An 18,210-nucleotide genomic window follows, 5' to 3' on the forward strand; every position below is an offset into this window, starting at 1 on the left:
TGTAGGTTCATTCTAGTAATCGACAATTTTATTTCTGCGCAACTAGATCACCCCAAGCCGCAATCTTTTGGCCGAAGTTGGAACTCTTCAATCGATCCTATTTCTTGTCCTAGATGGATGCGCGGAGCCTCCGAATGCGCTTGACCTTGAGAGTGCATGATCAAACGATTTGCAGTACGAGGTTTCAATTCGTTCACAACGAAGCGAATCATGTCTGCGCGCGTCAGCTTCTTCAACTCCGCAAGTACCTTGTCACGTTGGTTAAACTCAGTGTCTTTGTTTCCTATCGCAACCCAAAGACGTTGAGCCCGACCTCGAAGTGTGGTGTCCGGCGTTGCTATTTGGTTCCACAAGCCGCGCTTACTGCTGTGCCATTGGTAATCGTTTAACTCTAACAACACCATATAAAAGGCATTTAAAAACTCATCGATTGAGGTAACCAGCTCGGCAGGTGCTGCATTAGGTGACTGCACATATAGTACAATACCAGGGTGACGATTTAGCGGCATATTGCCAGTGCCTACCATGTAACCTAATTGCTGCTTGGTACGGATTTCGTGGAAAAACGTTGCCGACATAAGGTGATTGGCCAATGAGTATAGCGCGATACTACGAGGCTCAATATCCTCGCACTGGTGGTAAATAACGACCGCGGAATCTTGCTGGTTACAATGCACCTCACGTTGAAAACTGCCATTTTTACCTAGCATAATGAGCGGGCGAAGTGCCTCTTCATAACGTTGCTCGTTAACTCTTAGAGCATCCTTCAAGGTCGTAGCCATGTCATGGGCTTGCTGGCGTTGCCAGTCTCCGTAAACAAACATTTCAACGTGCAGTTCTGCAAGAATGGATTCTACGAATACCGAGAGTTCATCGACTTCGATTTCTTCTAGCGCTTCGACTAAGGTTGCGAAAGGCGGGTTATTGGGTTGAAGTAACCCAGTAAGTGCGTTAAACAGCTGCGAAATAGGGCGATCTTGTGAAGCATTTCTCCAGTTTCGTAACAATTGTTGTTTGATGGTTTCAAAGCGAGCAGGGCTGAAATCTCGAGAAGCAAAACGGTGCAGAATCACTTCTAGCAACTGAGGCAGCTTTTGACTGAACCCTGAGAGGGTTAAGGTCACGCCACCTTGGTGAGCATACATGTTGTAACCCATCCCTGCGATTTCTGCTTGATAGGTTTCTTTTGCTAGCGAATCGAGGAACATCTCTACACATAAGCGCGTTTTGACGATGTTCTTTGGTGATGCAACGGCATGAGAGCTGTCGATAGCGACATAAACGACACCTTTGGGCACGCGAAATTCGTCATCTTGCAAATGCCACAGCCGAAACCCTTCGAGATCCTCAATCAACTCTGGCAGTGAATCACCATTTTCGAGTGGCATGGGGTCGAGATCGTAGCAAATATAAGGGTTCTTTTCCGGTAAGACGAATTGCCAGCTTGGATCGATTTGTTGATAGAAACGACGTTGGCTTTCACTAAAAGGCGTGACGGAGTACGGGGTAAAGTACCATTCGGCAGTACGATTGTATTCCAGGCCTTTAGCAATCAAAGTGACGCGCACATTATCGATGGTTAAGTATCGCAGCAATGAACGCTGTAACTCTTCATCGTAGCCCGCCATTTTGTAGTCACCATAAACCGTGTCTTCCGGTTGATAGTGCTGCATGTTGATCACCAGATGGCTGACGAGATCCATTGGGCGCGATGGCTCTTGGAAGCGGAAAGCCGATTCTAATACCGCTTGTTTTTCGAGATAGCGCCATTCATCTAACCCGTCTTGTTTGATCATCGAGAGGTATTGAAAAACTGCTTGAACGATATCATCAACATGATCTAAGCCGTTTGGCGTCAGGGTGCAGCTTACGGTAAAGTCTCGGTAGTTACTGCCACTCGCGCCGCCGCCCGCTGAGAGAGAAGTAATCCAGCCTTTTTCTTTGAGTTGAAGCATCAAACTGCCTTCTCCTTCATAACCCAACAGGTGAGCAAAGTAGGAGAGTGGCTTCACGCTATAATGCGCATCCATTCCCGGCATGGGGAATGTGAGAATTAGTTTACGGAACTCTTTGAGCGGCTCGACTTGAACCAAAATGCCCGTGCTTTCCTCAGTGCCGATCGGTACATCAATCGATTTTCCACGAAGATGGTGATTTGGGATGTCGGCAAACATGGCTTCTACCCAAGCTTGCTGTTCATCGAGCGGCTGTGGCCCAAATAGAGTCAGTGTCATCAAATCGGCGGAATACTGAGAGTGGTGAAACTCCACAATTTCGTCGCGGATGGATTTACCATCTCGGTCGCCAAGAGTATCTAAGTTTCCGACAGAGAATTTTGAAAACGGGTGCTCTGGATTGATGACTTCTTTGTTAACTTGATACAGGCGACGAGAATCATCATTGAGTTTGAGCTTGTATTCGGAGTCGACAGCCTGGCGTTCTTTGTCTAATGCTTCTTCGTTAAACAAAGGTGCGGTAAAAAATTGGCTAAATCGATCTAAGGCACTTTCAAAGGCATTTGGAGCAATATTGAAAAAGAAACAAGTGTGCTCTGTACCAGTCCAAGCGTTGTTTGTTCCACCGTGTTGGCTAATATAGCTTTGAAACTCGCCCACTTTAGGGTATTTTTCCGTACCCAAAAAAAGCATGTGTTCTAAATAGTGTGCCAGACCTTGGCGATCGTTTGGGTCGTCGAAGTGTCCAACGTTCACTGCCAGAGCAGCTGCCGACTGTTGAGCTGTATCGGAATGAATCAGCAGTACACGCAGTTCATTGCTCAAGGTAATGTAGCGGTATTGATTTGAATCGTTAGGACTTAGATGCACGATGCGTCTCCAGATTTCGCATTACAGTAATTTAGGCTCCCCTCGCGGGGGGCGCAAAGTTTGCGTTTCGACAAATACTGCTTGCCGTATTTTTGTTATTCGTAGACTTCTGCACAGGCCCATCGCGTTTGCGTATGGGGAAGAACTGTTTGAGTGAATGCTCTGAACTCATTGCACAGTTAAATAGTGTGATGAACTGAGTACATTCTTTTAATAGATTGTTAAGAAAGTCGCTATCTTTAACAAGCGAATTGGTATAATGAACAGATAATTATATCAATATTTTTGTTTCGTCATTGTTAAAGTTAGCCCCGTCTATCTAATAAAGATAGCAGTCAACCTTTTGGTAGCGTTAGCTATCCCTAGGAAATAACATGAAAATATTCATCATGCGTCACGGTGAAGCCGAGCATTTTGCAGATTCAGACGCAGCACGACAATTGACCCCAAGAGGCAGAGTCGAATCAGAAGCGGTTGCTAGAGCCTGTAAAGAACAGGGTTTTGCGCAATTCGATAAAGTGTTGGTGAGTCCGTACATTAGAGCTCAACAAACTTGGCAAGAGATCAGTGCGTATTTCTCTGCAAAAAGCATTGAAACTTGTGAAGATATTACACCTTATGGCCAGTCCGAGCATGTCTTCGATTTCGCAAGTGCGTTAATCGAAGTCGAACAATTGGACTCGCTTTTGTTCGTATCGCATTTGCCTTTGGTCGGTTATCTGACTTCAGAGTTTGTAAAAGACATGACACCTCCGATGTTTCCTACATCAGGCCTAGTGTGCATTGAATATGATTTACAAACACAAAATGGTGAAGTGCTATGGCATATTACGCCATAAGTGTCTAAACCAAAATAAGCGTTTGCAAATTAGAGACCGAATAAGAAAGGCAGGAGATCCCTGCCTTTTCGTTTCGTCGTGTCTACAGCAAGCTTGTTACTTTTCAGGAATTGAAAGCAACACTAACAACGCACCATCACCACCAAATTCTAGTGGCGCTTGGTGAAAAGCCATAACGTCAGGATGCTGTGCTAACCAAAGTGGGGCTTTCTGTTTCAGGATGTGTTTCCCAATACCATGTTGCACACACGCACAATGAATCTCGTTTTTGATGCAATAGGCTATCATCGCACCAAGCTCGCGTTTTGCTTCTTGCTGTGTCATGCCGTGCATATCGAGGAACACGTCCGGTACATACACGCCACGACGTAGACGTTTGACTTCATAAGTGGAGACGTCGTCACGTGCATAACGAGTTGGACCTTCATCGTTTAATAGAGGGACAAACTCGTCTGAAAAGTAAAATTCAGAGTCACTCGCTTCACGGTTGGAGCGCTTGATTTCTTTTTGCTTAGTATTTTTTTTTGGTTGCTGGATTATGGTATCCTGTCGCAACTTTTTTACGCCCTGTACTGCTTCCTGAAACAAGGCGAAATCGTCATCGTTCTCGGTGTCTTTTTTGCTCATTAGGTAAACAATTTCATTAATAAACTTTATTGGCAGTATTGTAGCGCTTTTCGGAGGCAATTTTGGATAAGATTTTTGTAGAAGAAGCGGTATCGGAGCTGCATACCCTTCAAGATATGATTCGTTGGACGGTAAGCCGCTTTAATGCAGCGAACCTGTTTTACGGTCATGGTACTGATAATGCGTGGGATGAAGCAGTTCAGCTTATCCTGCCAACCTTATACTTGCCGATTGATGTGCCTCCGCACGTATTGAACTCTCGCCTAACGACAAGCGAGCGTCTGCGTATTGTTGAGCGCGTAGTAAAACGCATCAACGAGCGTACGCCAACAGCATACCTAACCAACAAAGCATGGTTCTGCGGTCTTGAGTTCTTCGTTGATGAGCGTGTACTTGTACCACGCTCTCCAATCGGTGAGTTGATTCAAGCGGAATTCCAACCTTGGTTGGTGGAAGAGCCTACGCGCATCATGGACCTATGTACGGGTTCTGGTTGTATCGCGATTGCTTGTGCGCACGCTTTCCCTGAAGCAGAAGTGGATGCGATCGACATCTCTACAGATGCTCTACAAGTGGCTGAGCAAAACGTACAAGATCATGGCATGGAGCAGCAAGTGTTCCCAATTCGCTCTGATTTGTTCCGTGATCTTCCAAAAGAGAAATACAATCTAATCGTGTCCAACCCACCATATGTGGATGAAGAAGACATGAACAGCCTGCCAGATGAGTTCACGCATGAGCCTGAGCTTGGGCTAGCTGCGGGTACGGATGGTCTAAAACTAGTGCGTCGTATTCTTGCTAACGCGCCAGATTATCTAACAGATAACGGCATTCTTATTTGTGAAGTCGGCAACTCAATGATTCATATGATGGAACAGTACCCAGAGATTCCATTTACTTGGATTGAGTTCGAGAACGGCGGTCATGGTGTGTTTATGCTAACGCGTGACCAGCTGGTTGAGTGTGCAGAAGAGTTTAAACTGTACAAAGACTAATAGAGTCTTGCACTAAACATCAAAACACCGAGCTTTATGCTCGGTGTTTTTTTATGCATACCTCGCCGATATTAACTCTTTACATCAAAACGTAATAAAGCCACTATGAATCCACGAAGAATTGGAAAGCAGCTATGCTCTGTTTTGAGAGAGCGTGGCGATAAAAACTTGAGGAAGTAATGGCAGGAAACAGTATCGGACAACATTTCCGAGTGACGACATTCGGGGAAAGTCACGGTATCGCACTGGGATGTATCGTAGACGGATGTCCTCCGGGGTTGGAAATTACAGAAGCAGATCTACAAATCGATCTCGACCGCCGTCGTCCAGGCACATCACGTTACACCACACAACGTCGTGAACCGGATGAAGTTAAAATTCTTTCTGGCGTTTTTGAAGGCAAAACCACGGGCACATCGATCGGTTTGCTAATTGAAAACACCGATCAGCGCTCAAAAGACTACTCTGACATCAAAGATAAGTTCAGACCGGGTCATGCTGATTACACTTACCACCAAAAATATGGCATCCGCGACTATCGCGGTGGCGGCCGTTCTTCAGCTCGTGAAACCGCAATGCGTGTGGCTGCTGGTGCAATCGCGAAGAAATACTTAAAAGATGAGTTTGGTGTTGAGATTCGTGCTTACTTGTCACAAATGGGTGATGTATCTATCGACAAGGTAGATTGGAACGAAATCGAGAACAATGCATTCTTCTGCCCTGATGCTGACAAAGTAGAAGCATTTGACCAACTTATCCGTGACCTGAAAAAAGAAGGCGACTCTATTGGCGCAAAAATCCAGGTTGTGGCAACTAACGTGCCTGTTGGTCTTGGGGAACCCGTATTTGACCGTTTGGATGCAGACATCGCGCACGCACTAATGAGCATCAACGCGGTGAAAGGCGTGGAAATCGGAGACGGTTTCGAGGTGGTAACCCAAAAAGGCAGTCAGCACCGTGATACGCTTGCTCCTGAAGGTTTTGGTAGTAATCATGCGGGTGGCATTCTTGGTGGTATCTCGACTGGTCAAGACATTGTCGCAAACATTGCGCTTAAGCCAACATCAAGTATCACTGTGCCGGGTGAGACCATCACAAAAGAAGGTGAACCAACTCAGTTGATCACCAAAGGTCGTCATGACCCATGTGTGGGTATTCGTGCTGTGCCTATCGCAGAAGCGATGCTGGCTATTGTGGTGATGGATCATTTACTACGCCACCGTGGTCAAAACCATGGCGTAACAACTGAAACACCGAAGATTTAAGAGCTTTGTGTCATTCCAGCGAGCTATAGCGAGACTAGGAATCTAATTTCAGCACGATGAAAAGAGAAAGAAACATCCCTGACAACAGAGTGCTCGGATAATAGATCCTGAATCATGCTCCTTCGTCGCTGTTCAGGATGACTGAATATAAAATTATGCCACTCACTGAATCGCGGGTGGCACAATTTTATCAGGCAACCTTTTTTGTTTAAGTAGTTTTTGCTTAATGAATCGAGCCTTCGGTTTCCAAATGGAAAGAAGGCAGACGCCACTTAAAGCGTACCGCAGCCATACGCAACATGTAACCAGTAACCAGTGTCATAATAGTGGCAGTGACATCGGGAACATTGAATTCTAATAGCGCTAAGTACATTCCTGATGCGATAAGAGCGACAGAAGCGTAAAGCTCTTCATGCAGTACCAATGGTGTTTGGCGACAGATTAAGTCGCGAAGTAGCCCACCGAATACACCAGTTACTAACGCTGAAACCATACAAATACCAGGGTGCAAGCCCATGCCCATCGCAATTTTTGTTCCGATGATACTAAACACGATTAAACCTAATGCATCGAGGCGAATGAACAGACCTTTCAGCTTAATCACCCATTTCGCTAAACCTGTTGTTAGCACACCTGCAACACACGTAATTGCAAGGAACTCTGGGTTTTTTACCCAACCAAGAGGGTAGTGGCCTAATAGAATGTCACGTACGGTGCCACCACCAATGGCCGTTGCGCTGGCCACCAACATAACACCAAACCAGTCCATCTTTCTTCTACCAGCACTTAACGCACCTGTCATGGCTTCAGCCGTGATACCAATGATATACAACACACTTAGCAACATAGGGGAACACTCAACGTAAAAAGTCACTACGTTCTACGAGAATCAGCGTAGGCGAAGTAACAACACTTACAAACGGTTCTATCTCTCTTAAAAAGTGATTAAAACCAGCAACATGCTTGTAATCAAACGGCTTCAAAATAGCGGTTTGAACGGCATCAAAATAAGGCGAGAGTGTAGTGGTAAATAAGTACGCTGACGAATGAGAAATTGTATGGAGAAAGCGATGTTCAGATAAATTCAACTAATAACCAAAAATGTGGGGTTGCCTTTACCTCATAGCTAAAAACAGCGACAATATGCAGCGCATGTCAAACTGAAGTACAAACTCGACGATGACCCACGAATACCAAGACTTAATCACCATTTTTAATGACACCTTTTTAGAACAATTTAATACGAAATTAGAGTTAGGTGGTGATGAGCCTATTTATCTTCCTGCTGATGATGAACACCCTCATCATCGGATTATTTTTGCTCGGGGTTTTTACGCCTCTGCTTTACACGAGATTTCGCATTGGTGTGTGGCTGGTCCAGAGCGTCGTTTGCTGGAAGATTTTGGCTATTGGTATGAACCCGATGGGCGAACAGCAGAAGTTCAAGCGGAGTTTGAGAAAGTTGAAGTGCGACCTCAAGCTTATGAATGGATTCTGGCACAAAGCGCTGGCTTCCCTTTTACGGTGAGTTGTGACAATCTACACGGCGATTTTGAACCAGATAGGCTCGGCTTTATGCAAAAAGTACATAAAGAAGTGCTGGGTATTTTGGACGTAGGCTTGCCTTTGCGAGTGAAAATGCTTTCTGATGCCCTGCGCGCATTTTATCAAACTAAGCCACTGGAAGCGTCGGACTTTTGCGTTAAATAACCATTAATAACCTCAGAGATACACCATGATTATTGAATTTGAAGAAAAACTACTGGAACTGATTGATGCTCGAATTGAAACAGCATCTGACGATGAATTGTTTGCTGGTGGTTATTTACGTGGTCACATCTCTTTATCCGCGGCGTCTTGTGAAGAAGAAGGGATTAGCGATATTACTGAGCTGAAGTCACGCATTGAGAGCAGCTTAGAAAATGCGCGTACCGAGTTAAGCCCGGCCGATCGCGTGATTGTCAGTGATTTGTGGCAAGAGCTCCAGGCTCAGGCTTAGTCCCTAAGCAGCGTTCTCCCTTTATTTAATCCTAGTCATTTACTACTTCGAAAAATTCGAACCTCTTCATAAAATTTTTGTGGTTGTAGCGAAACTGTTCAACTTTTATTCTGATCAGCATAAAACGTGAACAAAGGATTACAACCATGAAAATTGTCGCATTTGGTGCATCTACCAGCTCTACCTCAATCAACAAACTACTTGCTACATACGCAGCAAACCAAGTCGAAGGCGCTCAAGTGAATGTTCTAGACTTAAACGATTATCAAGCGCCAATGTTTAGCGAGGACAAAGAGAAAGAAATTGGTCAAGCTGAAGGGGCTGTCGCGTTTTTACGTGACTTGGCGGAGGCTGACGCTCTCGTTGTTTCCTTCGCAGAGCATAACGGTTCGTACCCAGCGGCCTATAAAAACTTGTTCGATTGGGCGACGCGCATTGAGCGTAATGTATTTCAAAATAAACCTGTCGTTTATTTAGCAACTTCCCCAGGTCCCGGTGGTGCACAAAGTGTTCTTGCGGCGGCGACAGGTTCTGCTCAATTTTTTGGCGCGGATGTAAAGGCATCGTTATCTGTGCCGAGCTTCTACGAAAATTTTGACGTGGAATCGGGTAAGGTTGTAAACCCAGAAGTGTCAGAGCAAGTGAAACAGGCAGTTGCACTGCTGAAGTAATCTCAGTACGAGCAACTTAGTGAGTTAGCGATTCCCGACACGTATCTGTGTCGGGAATTAAAACGAGAGAATACTCTTACAGCTCGGTAATGGCTTTGCCTTTTCTTAGTTTACGAACCCACATTCGACTTGGGTGAAGTTCGGTCAATACATCAACAGGTAATGGCAGCGGGTCCCCACAGATCTGGGAGGCCAACACTTCAGCTAATAATGGTGCAGAGCTCAGTCCACGAGATCCTAAACCTAAGAAGCAGAATAGGTTAGGGTACTGATGAATGGTTTCTACCTCTTCTTCTTTTTGATTTTGTAAGTTGGCGTATTGCGTTTTGATCGTCTCAAAGTCACCCACATTTCCGACAAATGGTAAGTGATCTCGGCTAACACAACGAATACCTTGGCGAGATTGATTACCAGTGATATCTACCTCTTTTGCCCATGTTTGATTCGGTACACATTTCACTAGCTTTTCCGCATTATCTTTTTGGGCGTTTTCATCAAATTCGTAGTCAAGGTGACTGCGGTCGTAGCTTGCACCGATACACAAGTGTTGATTACTTGGGTTAACAGGTGTCATGTAACCGTCGTAACACAACACCGTTTTCAGCTGACTCAGCGTTTCGGTTGCTGGCGCATGACTGACTTGTCCTTTCACTTGTCCCATTGGTAGGGAAGCGGTTTGACTCAATGTCTGGAACTCATGGCCGTTCGCAATTACAACCGTTGAGTGCTCAAATGTTTGACCACTCGCCGTTAGTAGCCAGAGCTGACGCTTTTCATCCCAATCTAATGCCTCAACAAGATGTTCAAACTTCGTTGAGAGTAACGACGTCTTCTCCAATTGTTTAATTAACCCGCGAGTTAACTCGGCAGGGCACAGCCACCCTCCCATTGGGTAGTGCACAGACGCCATATCAATAGGTAACCCGATAGTGTTCGCAGTTTCCTCGGCGGACAGCTTTTGAATGAGCTCTGGAGTGAAGTTACCCGCAAGCATTTTCTCCAGTTTGTCTGTGGATTTGTCATCCCACATCAACTGAGTTACGCCACACCAGTCATGATCAAAATCGATCTCTTGTGCTGCTTGTTCAACAAACTGACGTGCGAACAAAAATGCAGGAGCAAACACACGCGAAACGCCCGTGTGCGGGCCATTAAGCAGTGGATAAACGGCTCCTTGTCGATTGCCTGAAGCTCCTTTGGCTGGTTGTTTGTCTTTACAGTAAAGGGTGACGTTTTGGCCACGACGAACTAACGTTTTCGCTAACGCCGCGCTAGCTATACCACCACCAATGATGGCAATCGAATCAAGATTGCTAGATGCTGAGCGATTGAACCAAGGGAGATGGTTCGATTGCTTTTCACGTTGCTCCATAGAGCCGGCGATCATTTCTCGCTTAGTGCCGAAACCTTTCACCTTTTTCATTGTAAAGCCAGCTTCGTTCAAACCACGACGTACAAAGCCTGCTGCGGTAAACGTGGCAACTGTACAATCTTGCTTGGCTAGCTTTGCCATGTTGTTGAACAGGCCTTGGTTCCACATTTCTGGGTTTTTGCTTGGCGCGAATCCATCTAAGAACCAAGCATCAATCAAACCTTGTTCGTTGTATGGGACTTGCGGCATGCAGTCTTTAATGTCACCAAACCAAAGGTCGAGTGTGATTGCGCCGTCTTCTAAAACAATGCGATGACACTCCGGCACAGCGGCAGGGTAGTGCTTTTGTAACTTTTCCGCGTATTCAGCTAGCTCAGGCCAAGCTTCATGCGCCTTCTTTAAATCGGCTTTGCTTAATGGGTATTTTTCAAAGCTAATAAAATGCAGCTCTTTCAATGTTGCGTCCGGATGCTGACGACGAAACTCACTAAACCACTGGAATACTGCTAAGAAGTTTAATCCCGTGCCAAATCCTGTTTCACCAATGACAAAACGTCTTTGGTCAAATTCCTGCCATCTTTCTGGGAGATGATTTTGTTTTAAGAAAACGTAGCGTGTCTCTTCAAGACCGTTTACGTTAGAGAAGTAAACATCATCAAATTGGTCTGAAACCGGAGTACCAGCTTCGTTCCAACCAAGTTCTGCGTTTTTTATTGAAGTCATAATGGTGCAAATTTGTGATTTGGCGCGGTAAGAATGGGGCGATTGTACGAATTTATGGGAAAGCTGACCACTTTTGTTGACTATCTTAGTTATCATCTAGCGGATTTTTGAATTATAGGAATGTCATAATGAAACGAGTCGTAATCACCGGTATGGGTATTGTTTCAAGTATCGGTAACAACGTCGAAGAAGTTCTAGCGTCTCTTAAAGCGGGCAAATCTGGCATCACTGCATCTGAGCAGTTCAAAGAACACGGTCTTCGTTCGCAAGTATGGGGTGATCTAAAAATCAACCCGGCGGAACACATCGACCGTAAGCAGATGCGCTTTATGGGTGATGCGGCTGCTTATGCATACCTATCAATGGAGCAGGCAATCGCAGACGCTGGTCTTACAGAAGAGCAGGTTTCAAACGATCGTACCGGTATCGTTGCAGGTTCTGGCGGTGCTTCTGCATACAATCAAACGGTAGCGACAGACACGATGCGCGCCAAAGGCGTAAAGCGAGTTGGTCCTTACATGGTTCCTCGTACAATGTCTTCTACTGTTTCTGCTTGTCTTGCTACGCCATTTAAGATTCGTGGCGTGAACTACTCAATGAGCTCTGCATGTGCAACATCTGCACACTGTATCGGCCATGCTATGGAGCTTATTCAACTAGGCAAACAAGATATTGTTTTTGCTGGTGGCGGCGAAGAGCTAGATTGGTCTCAAACTATGATGTTTGATGCGATGGGCGCACTGTCAACCAAATACAATGACACGCCAGACAAAGCATCTCGTACATACGATGCAGACCGTGACGGTTTTGTTATCTCGGGCGGCGGCGGCATGCTGGTTATTGAAGAACTAGAGCACGCACTGGCACGTGGTGCGAAAATCTACGGTGAAATCGTAGGTTACGGTGCGACATCAGATGGCTACGACATGGTAGCGCCATCAGGTGAAGGCGCAATTCGTTGTATGAAGATGGCGATGCAAAACGTTGATGGTGTGGATTACATCAACACGCACGGTACATCGACACCAGTTGGTGACGTGAAAGAGCTTGGTGCTATCCAACAATTGTTTGGTGAGAACAGCCCTGCAATCTCTGCAACAAAAGCAATGACTGGTCACGCACTCGGCGCAGCGGGCGTGCACGAAGCGATTTACTCAACACTTATGCTAGACAAAAACTTCATTGCTCCAAGCATCAATATTTCAAACTTGGACGAAGCAGCACAAGGTCTGGACATCGTGACAGAAGCACGTGATGCAGAGCTAACGACCGTAATGTCAAACAGCTTTGGCTTTGGCGGCACAAACGCAACTTTGGTTATTAAAAAGTACCAAGGTTAACTTAATTTGTTGGCGCCTTGCGAGAGTACTGTAAACGCCAACAATCCAGTTTCCAGAGCTTGATCAGTCACACTGATCGAACAGACGCAGACTCTATCCCATGGAGAGCGGGATAGGATCCTTTTGTTCTGGAACTTTGCCCGGCTATTTAGCCGGGCTTTTTCTTTTCTCTGTTTCTGCTTTTCTCTAGGCTTCCCGTCAATTGATTCTATAGAAGTTACCTCCTTGAGGTTTATTGGTGTTATATCTTGAGATTTTTCGGGAAAAGGGCACAATCGCTTTAGTTTCGCATCTTGCGAATAAACGAACTCTTACAAATGGATGTTAGAACGCTGGCGCTATGAAAATTATTGTTGATGAAAATATGCCGTATGCTGAAGAGCTATTCAGCCAACTCGGTAACGTAATTTTAAAACCAGGTCGTACACTGACCGCCGATGATTTAGTGGATGTTGATGCCCTAATGATTCGCTCAGTCACCAAAGTGAATGCTGACCTGATCAGCAAAGCAAACAAGCTGAAGTTTGTTGGTACGGCCACGGCAGGCATGGATCATGTTGACCAAGCACTCTTAAAAGAGAAAGGCATTTTCTTCACTGCTGCGCCAGGGTGTAACAAAGTGGGTGTAGCGGAATACGCGTTCAGCGTGATGATGGTGCTCGCTCAGCAACAAGGTTTCTCGGTATTTGACAAGACGGTAGGTATTATTGGTGCAGGCCAAGTAGGTAGCTACCTAGAGAAATGTTTGAAAGGCATGGGTATTAAAGTTCTCATCAATGACCCATTCAAACAAGAGGCTGGTGATCCTCGTAGCTTTACTCCGTTGACAGAACTGATTGAAAGCTCAGACATCATTACACTACATACGCCAATCACCAAAGATGGCCCATACCCAACGCATCATTTGATTGATGAGAAGGTATTAAATGGTCTCCGCAGCGATCAAATTTTGATTAACGCGGCTCGAGGTCCCATCGTTGACAACGCTGCTTTGAAGCAACGTCTTTTGAAAAATGATGGCTTTACAGCGGCACTCGACGTATTTGAATTTGAACCAGAGGTTGATATGGAGCTTCTGCCTCTGCTAGCATTCGCAACCCCTCACGTTGCAGGCTACGGCTTGGAAGGGAAAGCTCGCGGTACAACGATGATTTTCAACAGCTACTGTGAGTTCTTAAATAACGAATTACGTGCGCATGCCAGCGATTTACTGCCAACCGCGCCTGTTCCTACTATGGTATTGGACAGAGCTTGGGACGAAGCAACACTGCATAACATCACGCAGTTAATCTATGATGTGCGTAGAGATGACGCTCTTTTCCGCCGTGAAATCAGTAAGCCAGGCGCTTTTGACCTGATGCGTAAAAACTACTGGGATCGCCGTGAATACAGCGCTGTCACGCTAGTGGGTAACAAAACATGTAACCTTGCTCCATTAGCAGAACTAGGTTTTCAGATTGAGGTAAGTCAATGAGCCAGCAATATAATGTTGCCATTTTAGGTGCGACCGGTGCGGTCGGTGAAACAATTTTGGATGTGCTTCAAGAGCGCAAATTCCCAGTAGGCGAAATCTTCCTACTCGCGAGTGAGCGCAGCGAAGGCAAGACTTACCGCTTCAACGGTAAAACGGTACGCGTTCAAAACGTAGAAGAGTTCGATTGGTCTCAAGCGCATATCGCACTGTTTTCTGCTGGTGGTGAGCTATCAGCCAAGTGGGCTCCAATTGCCGCTGATGAAGGCGTGATTGTTATCGACAATACATCACACTTCCGTTACGAGTACGACATTCCTCTTGTTGTGCCAGAAGTAAACCCAGAAGCGATTGCAGAGTTTCGTAACCGTAACATCATTGCGAACCCGAACTGTTCAACCATCCAAATGCTGGTGGCACTAAAACCAATTCACGATGCGGTGGGTATTGAGCGTATTAACGTATCAACTTACCAATCGGTGTCTGGTGCAGGCAAAGCGGGTATCGATGAGCTAGCAGGTCAAACGGCGAAGCTGCTAAACGGTCTGCCTGCAGACAAGAAGCAATTCTCTCAACAGATCGCGTTTAACTGTATTCCACAAATCGATCAAATGATGGAAAACGGCTACACCAAAGAAGAAATGAAAATGGTGTGGGAAACACAGAAGATCTTTAACGATCCATCAATCACAGTCAATCCAACGTGTGTACGTGTTCCTGTATTCTACGGTCACGCAGAAGCACTTCACATTGAGACTCGTTCACCTATCGATGCACAAGAAGTCGTTAACTTGCTTGAACAAACTGACGGTATCGAAGTGTTCCACGGTGAAGACTTCCCTACACAAGTTCGCGATGCGGGCGGTAAAGACCATGTAATGGTTGGCCGTATCCGTAACGATATCAGCCATCATAGCGGCGTAAACCTGTGGGTTGTTGCTGATAACGTGCGTAAAGGCGCGGCAACTAACGCGGTGCAAATCGCAGAAGTTCTGATCCGCGATTACTACTAAGTCGCTTACAGTTCATTTCAAAGCCTCGCACAGTGCGAGGCTTTTTTGTACGAACGAAACAAAATAGTGTGAGATTAGTACGAATATGGCGAGAGCCACACATTTTTTATTCTCAACGCTATAGTTTTGCATGCGATATCCGATATATTTAACCGATCACCATTTCAAATTGTATCTAGCACAAAACTGAGCCTTCTATGCGTCAAAATTATAAGCGTTTGTTAGCAGCCCTTGTGTTGATGAGCGCGACTCAGACATCATCAGTGGTTCAAGCCGAAGGAATTCGTCTTGTTGGACCGTCTGGTGAAGTGCAATCATCTCCGAGCTATGCTGAAGATATTGAGCGAGCATTACCTGCTCCTCCTGCGAATACTCAACCGTCACGTTTCTTTGGTCCGACTGGTGAAAATCAAACACTATGGTCGATCGCTTCAGAATTACGACCTTCACGCGGTGTTACCGTTCAACAAACGCTTCTTGCCATTTACCGAATTAACCCTCAAGCGTTTGAGAACCAAAACATTCATGAATTGATCCCAGGTAGTCGGCTACGAGTACCTTCTCTAGAGCAAGTGCAAAGCGCGACCACAGCGCAAGCTGTTGCGATTATGAAGGCGCATGAAGCTAAGTTAAAACAGCCGAAGCCGACAAATAGAGCGACGCCAGCACAACGAGTCACCGAGCAACCAAAGCCACAAATTAAAGTAGAACCCAAGCCTGCGGCTAAGCCAGAGACAGTGGCAGCAACGGAGCCAAAACCAACTCCGAAAACAATACCCGTCATCCCTGCGCCACCAGTAACCACCTCTCCGCAGGGTGAAAAGCAGGTCAGTGCGCTAAAGGACAAACTTCAAGGCTCACAAAGTGAATTAGAGTCATTAGAAGAGAAGAATCATCGTCTTCGATTGATGCTGTCAGAAGTGCAAAGCGAAGTCGAAACTTTGAAAAGCGAGCTGAATGACGAAGAACGCATTCGCTCGGAAGTCGAGAAGCTGCTTGCTGAAGAACGCCAGCGCCTTGCTGAACAACAACGCATGCAACCAAGCACCATGGACAAAATTTTGTCGAATGGTTGGCTTGTTGGTCTTGCGGCATTAATTCCTGGTGCTTTGATTGCGTTGCTAGTTGTTATGCTTCTTGGTCGACGCTCTAAAGCGAAAGAGGAAGATGCGGCTGCACAGGAACAGCAAAACGTTGATCCTCTTGCGGCGCCAATCGGTTTAGCGGCGGCGGAAGAGCTTGATGAAGAGCTCACGCTTGATGATGAATTGTTTGCAGATGAAGATATCAACACACAGTCTTTACAAGAAGAGAAGTCAGATTTAGAAGAAGACGTCTTTGCTAACCTCGACGATGAAGAACTGGATTTCAATCTGGAAGGGGACGATGACCCATTTGCAGATATTGGCGATGACGGCGACCTAGATGTTGGTCTGGATGAGTTTGAGTCATCGAACAATGGTATCCAAGTCAATGGCGAAGAAAAAGCGCTTGGTTTAGAAGAAATGGAGCGAGCCTTAGATGAGGTTGCTCCAGAACTAGAAGTGCTCGATGACGATGAGTCTGGCTTCGATCTTTCGGATGATACGAATGAGAAATCAGACTCGCTTTCAGACGATGCATTTGCCGAGTTACTTGCAGCCGATGAGCCGTCAGAAGAGTTACCAAGTGACACTGTCGACCAGGATATGCTTGATGACTTGTTTGCTGAACTTGGCAACGATGACTTCGATTTAGATACTGATGAGCCTGAGTTAAAACAGCCCGTTTCGGATGATGACTTTAGTGTAGGAGAGGCATCTGACGACGATATCGATAAGCTATTGGCCCAGTATGAACAACCGGCTAGCGAATCGGAAGTTCGAGAAGCTGACGCCAATGAAGGTCCTGTTCTAGATGAAAACAGTACAGAGCTACTCGATGAACTCATTGATTTTGATGAAGATGACACAGACGAGTTTGATCCACTAAACGAGCTAGAAGCAATCTCTGGTTTTGAAGGTGATGACTCGATCGAAGAGTTAGACGCAGATAGCACAGACTTACTGGATGAACTCATTGATGATGTTACCTCTGAACTTGATGAAGAGACTGAAGCTGATTTAGATCCGTTTGATGATCTGATTCGAGAGGACGAGAGCCCAGAGCAGAATAAATCGGAAGAGGAAGAGTTACTGAAATCACTTGGTTTTGGTGAATCAGACGCCGACGAAAAGCCATCTCCCGTAGTTGAGTCAGAACAAACTCATGAAGATCAGGACATTGAGTCTGGGTTGGACATCGACGCTTTATTAAGTGAAAGCCAGCCAGACACGCAACAAGCTGTAGAAGATCAACCATTAACCGAGCCAGAAGCTACTTCAGAGCCATTTAGCAGCGATGAATTTCTTGGTGATTTAGAGGACCTCTCACCAGAGAATGATCCTTTAATGAGCGAGCTAGACGACCTATTTGAGTCAGACAGTGAAGAGCTTCTGCCAACAGAACAAGAAAAAGCGGATTTTTCTGCTGAACTTGACGCTCTATTTGATAGTGAAGACGATTTACCGCAGCAAGTTGAAAAAACACAAGCGGAGATAGAGGAAGCTTCATCACTACAGCAAGAGGCTACCGATACTGATTCAACACAAGAACCATCCGTGGAGTCCGATGCTGAGGTACAGCCTCACGTTGAGCAAGAGGAAGACATTCCAGCCTTCACGCCGACACCAAATACAATAGAAAATGAATTCGGTGTTCCACAAGAAGAAGATTGGCTACTGGATGAGCCTGAATTGGAGCCGGAAACTGAGTCGACCAACGATTCAGAAGAAGAATTCAATTTTGATGAGCTAGATTTGCCAGAATTCAGTGAAGAAGATGCTCTAGCATCTATGGCTGGCGAACCTGCGTTAGAAACGTCCGAGTCCGTTGAGTCAGAACAAGTTGAAGCAGGCTTACCAACTGAATCAGAAGATGAATTCAATTTTGACGAGCTGGATCTTCCTGAGTTTAGTGAAGAAGATGCTCTAGCATCTATGGCTGGCGAACCTGCGTTAGAAACGTCCGAGTCCGTTGAGTCAGAACAAGT

At 45.7% G+C, this 18,210-nt stretch carries 14 protein-coding genes; 10 read left to right on the forward strand and 4 right to left on the reverse strand.

Annotation, left to right across the window (positions count from 1 at the left end):
- Positions 1 to 47: 47 nt before the first annotated feature.
- Positions 48 to 2,825, reverse strand: a complete 2,778-nt coding sequence (locus tag R7Q09_RS00275) for an insulinase family protein (protein ID WP_213868038.1) — start codon at positions 2,823 to 2,825, stop codon at positions 48 to 50.
- Positions 2,826 to 3,199: 374 nt separating this feature from the next.
- Here R7Q09_RS00275 and sixA point away from each other — a divergent pair, with 374 nt between their 5' ends.
- On the forward strand, positions 3,200 to 3,664 hold the full coding sequence (gene sixA, locus R7Q09_RS00280) for a phosphohistidine phosphatase SixA (protein ID WP_005380537.1): 465 nt from the start codon (positions 3,200 to 3,202) through the stop codon (positions 3,662 to 3,664).
- 96 nt (positions 3,665 to 3,760) lie between these two features.
- Here sixA and smrB read toward each other — a convergent pair whose 3' ends face one another.
- Positions 3,761 to 4,291: an endonuclease SmrB gene (gene smrB / locus R7Q09_RS00285; protein WP_005380539.1), complete on the reverse strand. Its 531-nt coding sequence runs from the start codon at positions 4,289 to 4,291 to the stop codon at positions 3,761 to 3,763.
- A 62-nt stretch (positions 4,292 to 4,353) separates the two neighbouring features.
- On the opposite strand from smrB, the gene prmB reads away from it, so the two are divergent.
- On the forward strand, positions 4,354 to 5,286 hold the full coding sequence (gene prmB, locus R7Q09_RS00290) for a 50S ribosomal protein L3 N(5)-glutamine methyltransferase (protein WP_005380541.1): 933 nt from the start codon (positions 4,354 to 4,356) through the stop codon (positions 5,284 to 5,286).
- A 179-nt stretch (positions 5,287 to 5,465) separates the two neighbouring features.
- A complete protein-coding gene (gene aroC / locus R7Q09_RS00295) occupies positions 5,466 to 6,551 on the forward strand; it encodes a chorismate synthase (protein WP_053349555.1) in 1,086 nt (361 codons plus the stop codon).
- A gap of 223 nt (positions 6,552 to 6,774) precedes the next feature.
- Here aroC and R7Q09_RS00300 read toward each other — a convergent pair whose 3' ends face one another.
- Positions 6,775 to 7,398 (reverse strand): trimeric intracellular cation channel family protein, encoded by a 624-nt coding sequence (locus R7Q09_RS00300; RefSeq protein ID WP_318071167.1) that lies wholly within the window; start codon positions 7,396 to 7,398, stop codon positions 6,775 to 6,777.
- Between the two features lie 332 nt (positions 7,399 to 7,730).
- Here R7Q09_RS00300 and R7Q09_RS00305 point away from each other — a divergent pair, with 332 nt between their 5' ends.
- From R7Q09_RS00305 to R7Q09_RS00315, 3 genes are all read left to right on the forward strand, one after another.
- Positions 7,731 to 8,261, forward strand: coding sequence for an elongation factor P hydroxylase (locus R7Q09_RS00305; RefSeq protein WP_053349556.1), 531 nt, complete (start codon positions 7,731 to 7,733; stop codon positions 8,259 to 8,261).
- Between the two features lie 25 nt (positions 8,262 to 8,286).
- The gene (locus tag R7Q09_RS00310) at positions 8,287 to 8,550 is read left to right on the forward strand and encodes a YfcL family protein (RefSeq protein WP_017635933.1); all 264 of its coding nucleotides are present in this window, start codon (positions 8,287 to 8,289) and stop codon (positions 8,548 to 8,550) included.
- A gap of 146 nt (positions 8,551 to 8,696) precedes the next feature.
- Complete coding sequence (locus tag R7Q09_RS00315) at positions 8,697 to 9,221, forward strand: NADPH-dependent FMN reductase (RefSeq protein ID WP_274342319.1); 525 nt, start codon at positions 8,697 to 8,699, stop codon at positions 9,219 to 9,221.
- A gap of 76 nt (positions 9,222 to 9,297) precedes the next feature.
- On the opposite strand, the gene mnmC is transcribed toward R7Q09_RS00315, so the two are convergent.
- The gene (mnmC, locus tag R7Q09_RS00320) at positions 9,298 to 11,316 is read right to left on the reverse strand and encodes a bifunctional tRNA (5-methylaminomethyl-2-thiouridine)(34)-methyltransferase MnmD/FAD-dependent 5-carboxymethylaminomethyl-2-thiouridine(34) oxidoreductase MnmC (RefSeq protein ID WP_274342318.1); all 2,019 of its coding nucleotides are present in this window, start codon (positions 11,314 to 11,316) and stop codon (positions 9,298 to 9,300) included.
- A gap of 128 nt (positions 11,317 to 11,444) precedes the next feature.
- On the opposite strand from mnmC, the gene fabB reads away from it, so the two are divergent.
- The 4 genes from fabB to R7Q09_RS00340 form a co-directional block, all read left to right on the forward strand.
- Positions 11,445 to 12,656 (forward strand): beta-ketoacyl-ACP synthase I, encoded by a 1,212-nt coding sequence (fabB, locus tag R7Q09_RS00325; protein ID WP_005389435.1) that lies wholly within the window; start codon positions 11,445 to 11,447, stop codon positions 12,654 to 12,656.
- A gap of 340 nt (positions 12,657 to 12,996) precedes the next feature.
- Positions 12,997 to 14,130: a 4-phosphoerythronate dehydrogenase gene (locus R7Q09_RS00330; protein WP_005380560.1), complete on the forward strand. Its 1,134-nt coding sequence runs from the start codon at positions 12,997 to 12,999 to the stop codon at positions 14,128 to 14,130.
- Entirely contained in the window at positions 14,127 to 15,140 is a 1,014-nt protein-coding gene (locus R7Q09_RS00335; RefSeq protein ID WP_005380562.1) for an aspartate-semialdehyde dehydrogenase, read from the forward strand. The genes R7Q09_RS00330 and R7Q09_RS00335 overlap by 4 nt, the downstream gene beginning before the upstream one ends.
- Before the next feature lie 197 nt (positions 15,141 to 15,337).
- A partial coding sequence (locus R7Q09_RS00340; protein ID WP_318071168.1) for a FimV/HubP family polar landmark protein occupies positions 15,338 to 18,210 on the forward strand: 2,873 nt, incomplete at its 3' end.

The organism is Vibrio sp. 2130-1 (assembly GCF_033339515.1).

Excerpts from the sequence above, each read along its gene's own strand:
- sixA (WP_005380537.1), top strand. The coding sequence starts at position 3,200 with ATGAAAATATTCATCATGCGTCACGGTGAAGCCGAGCATTTTGCAGAT.
- smrB (WP_005380539.1), bottom strand. The coding sequence starts at position 4,291 with ATGAGCAAAAAAGACACCGAGAACGATGACGATTTCGCCTTGTTTCAG.
- aroC (WP_053349555.1), top strand. The coding sequence starts at position 5,466 with ATGGCAGGAAACAGTATCGGACAACATTTCCGAGTGACGACATTCGGG.
- R7Q09_RS00300 (WP_318071167.1), bottom strand. The coding sequence starts at position 7,398 with ATGTTGCTAAGTGTGTTGTATATCATTGGTATCACGGCTGAAGCCATG.
- R7Q09_RS00305 (WP_053349556.1), top strand. The coding sequence starts at position 7,731 with ATGACCCACGAATACCAAGACTTAATCACCATTTTTAATGACACCTTT.
- R7Q09_RS00310 (WP_017635933.1), top strand. The coding sequence starts at position 8,287 with ATGATTATTGAATTTGAAGAAAAACTACTGGAACTGATTGATGCTCGA.
- R7Q09_RS00315 (WP_274342319.1), top strand. The coding sequence starts at position 8,697 with ATGAAAATTGTCGCATTTGGTGCATCTACCAGCTCTACCTCAATCAAC.
- mnmC (WP_274342318.1), bottom strand. The coding sequence starts at position 11,316 with ATGACTTCAATAAAAAACGCAGAACTTGGTTGGAACGAAGCTGGTACT.
- fabB (WP_005389435.1), top strand. The coding sequence starts at position 11,445 with ATGAAACGAGTCGTAATCACCGGTATGGGTATTGTTTCAAGTATCGGT.
- R7Q09_RS00330 (WP_005380560.1), top strand. The coding sequence starts at position 12,997 with ATGAAAATTATTGTTGATGAAAATATGCCGTATGCTGAAGAGCTATTC.
- R7Q09_RS00335 (WP_005380562.1), top strand. The coding sequence starts at position 14,127 with ATGAGCCAGCAATATAATGTTGCCATTTTAGGTGCGACCGGTGCGGTC.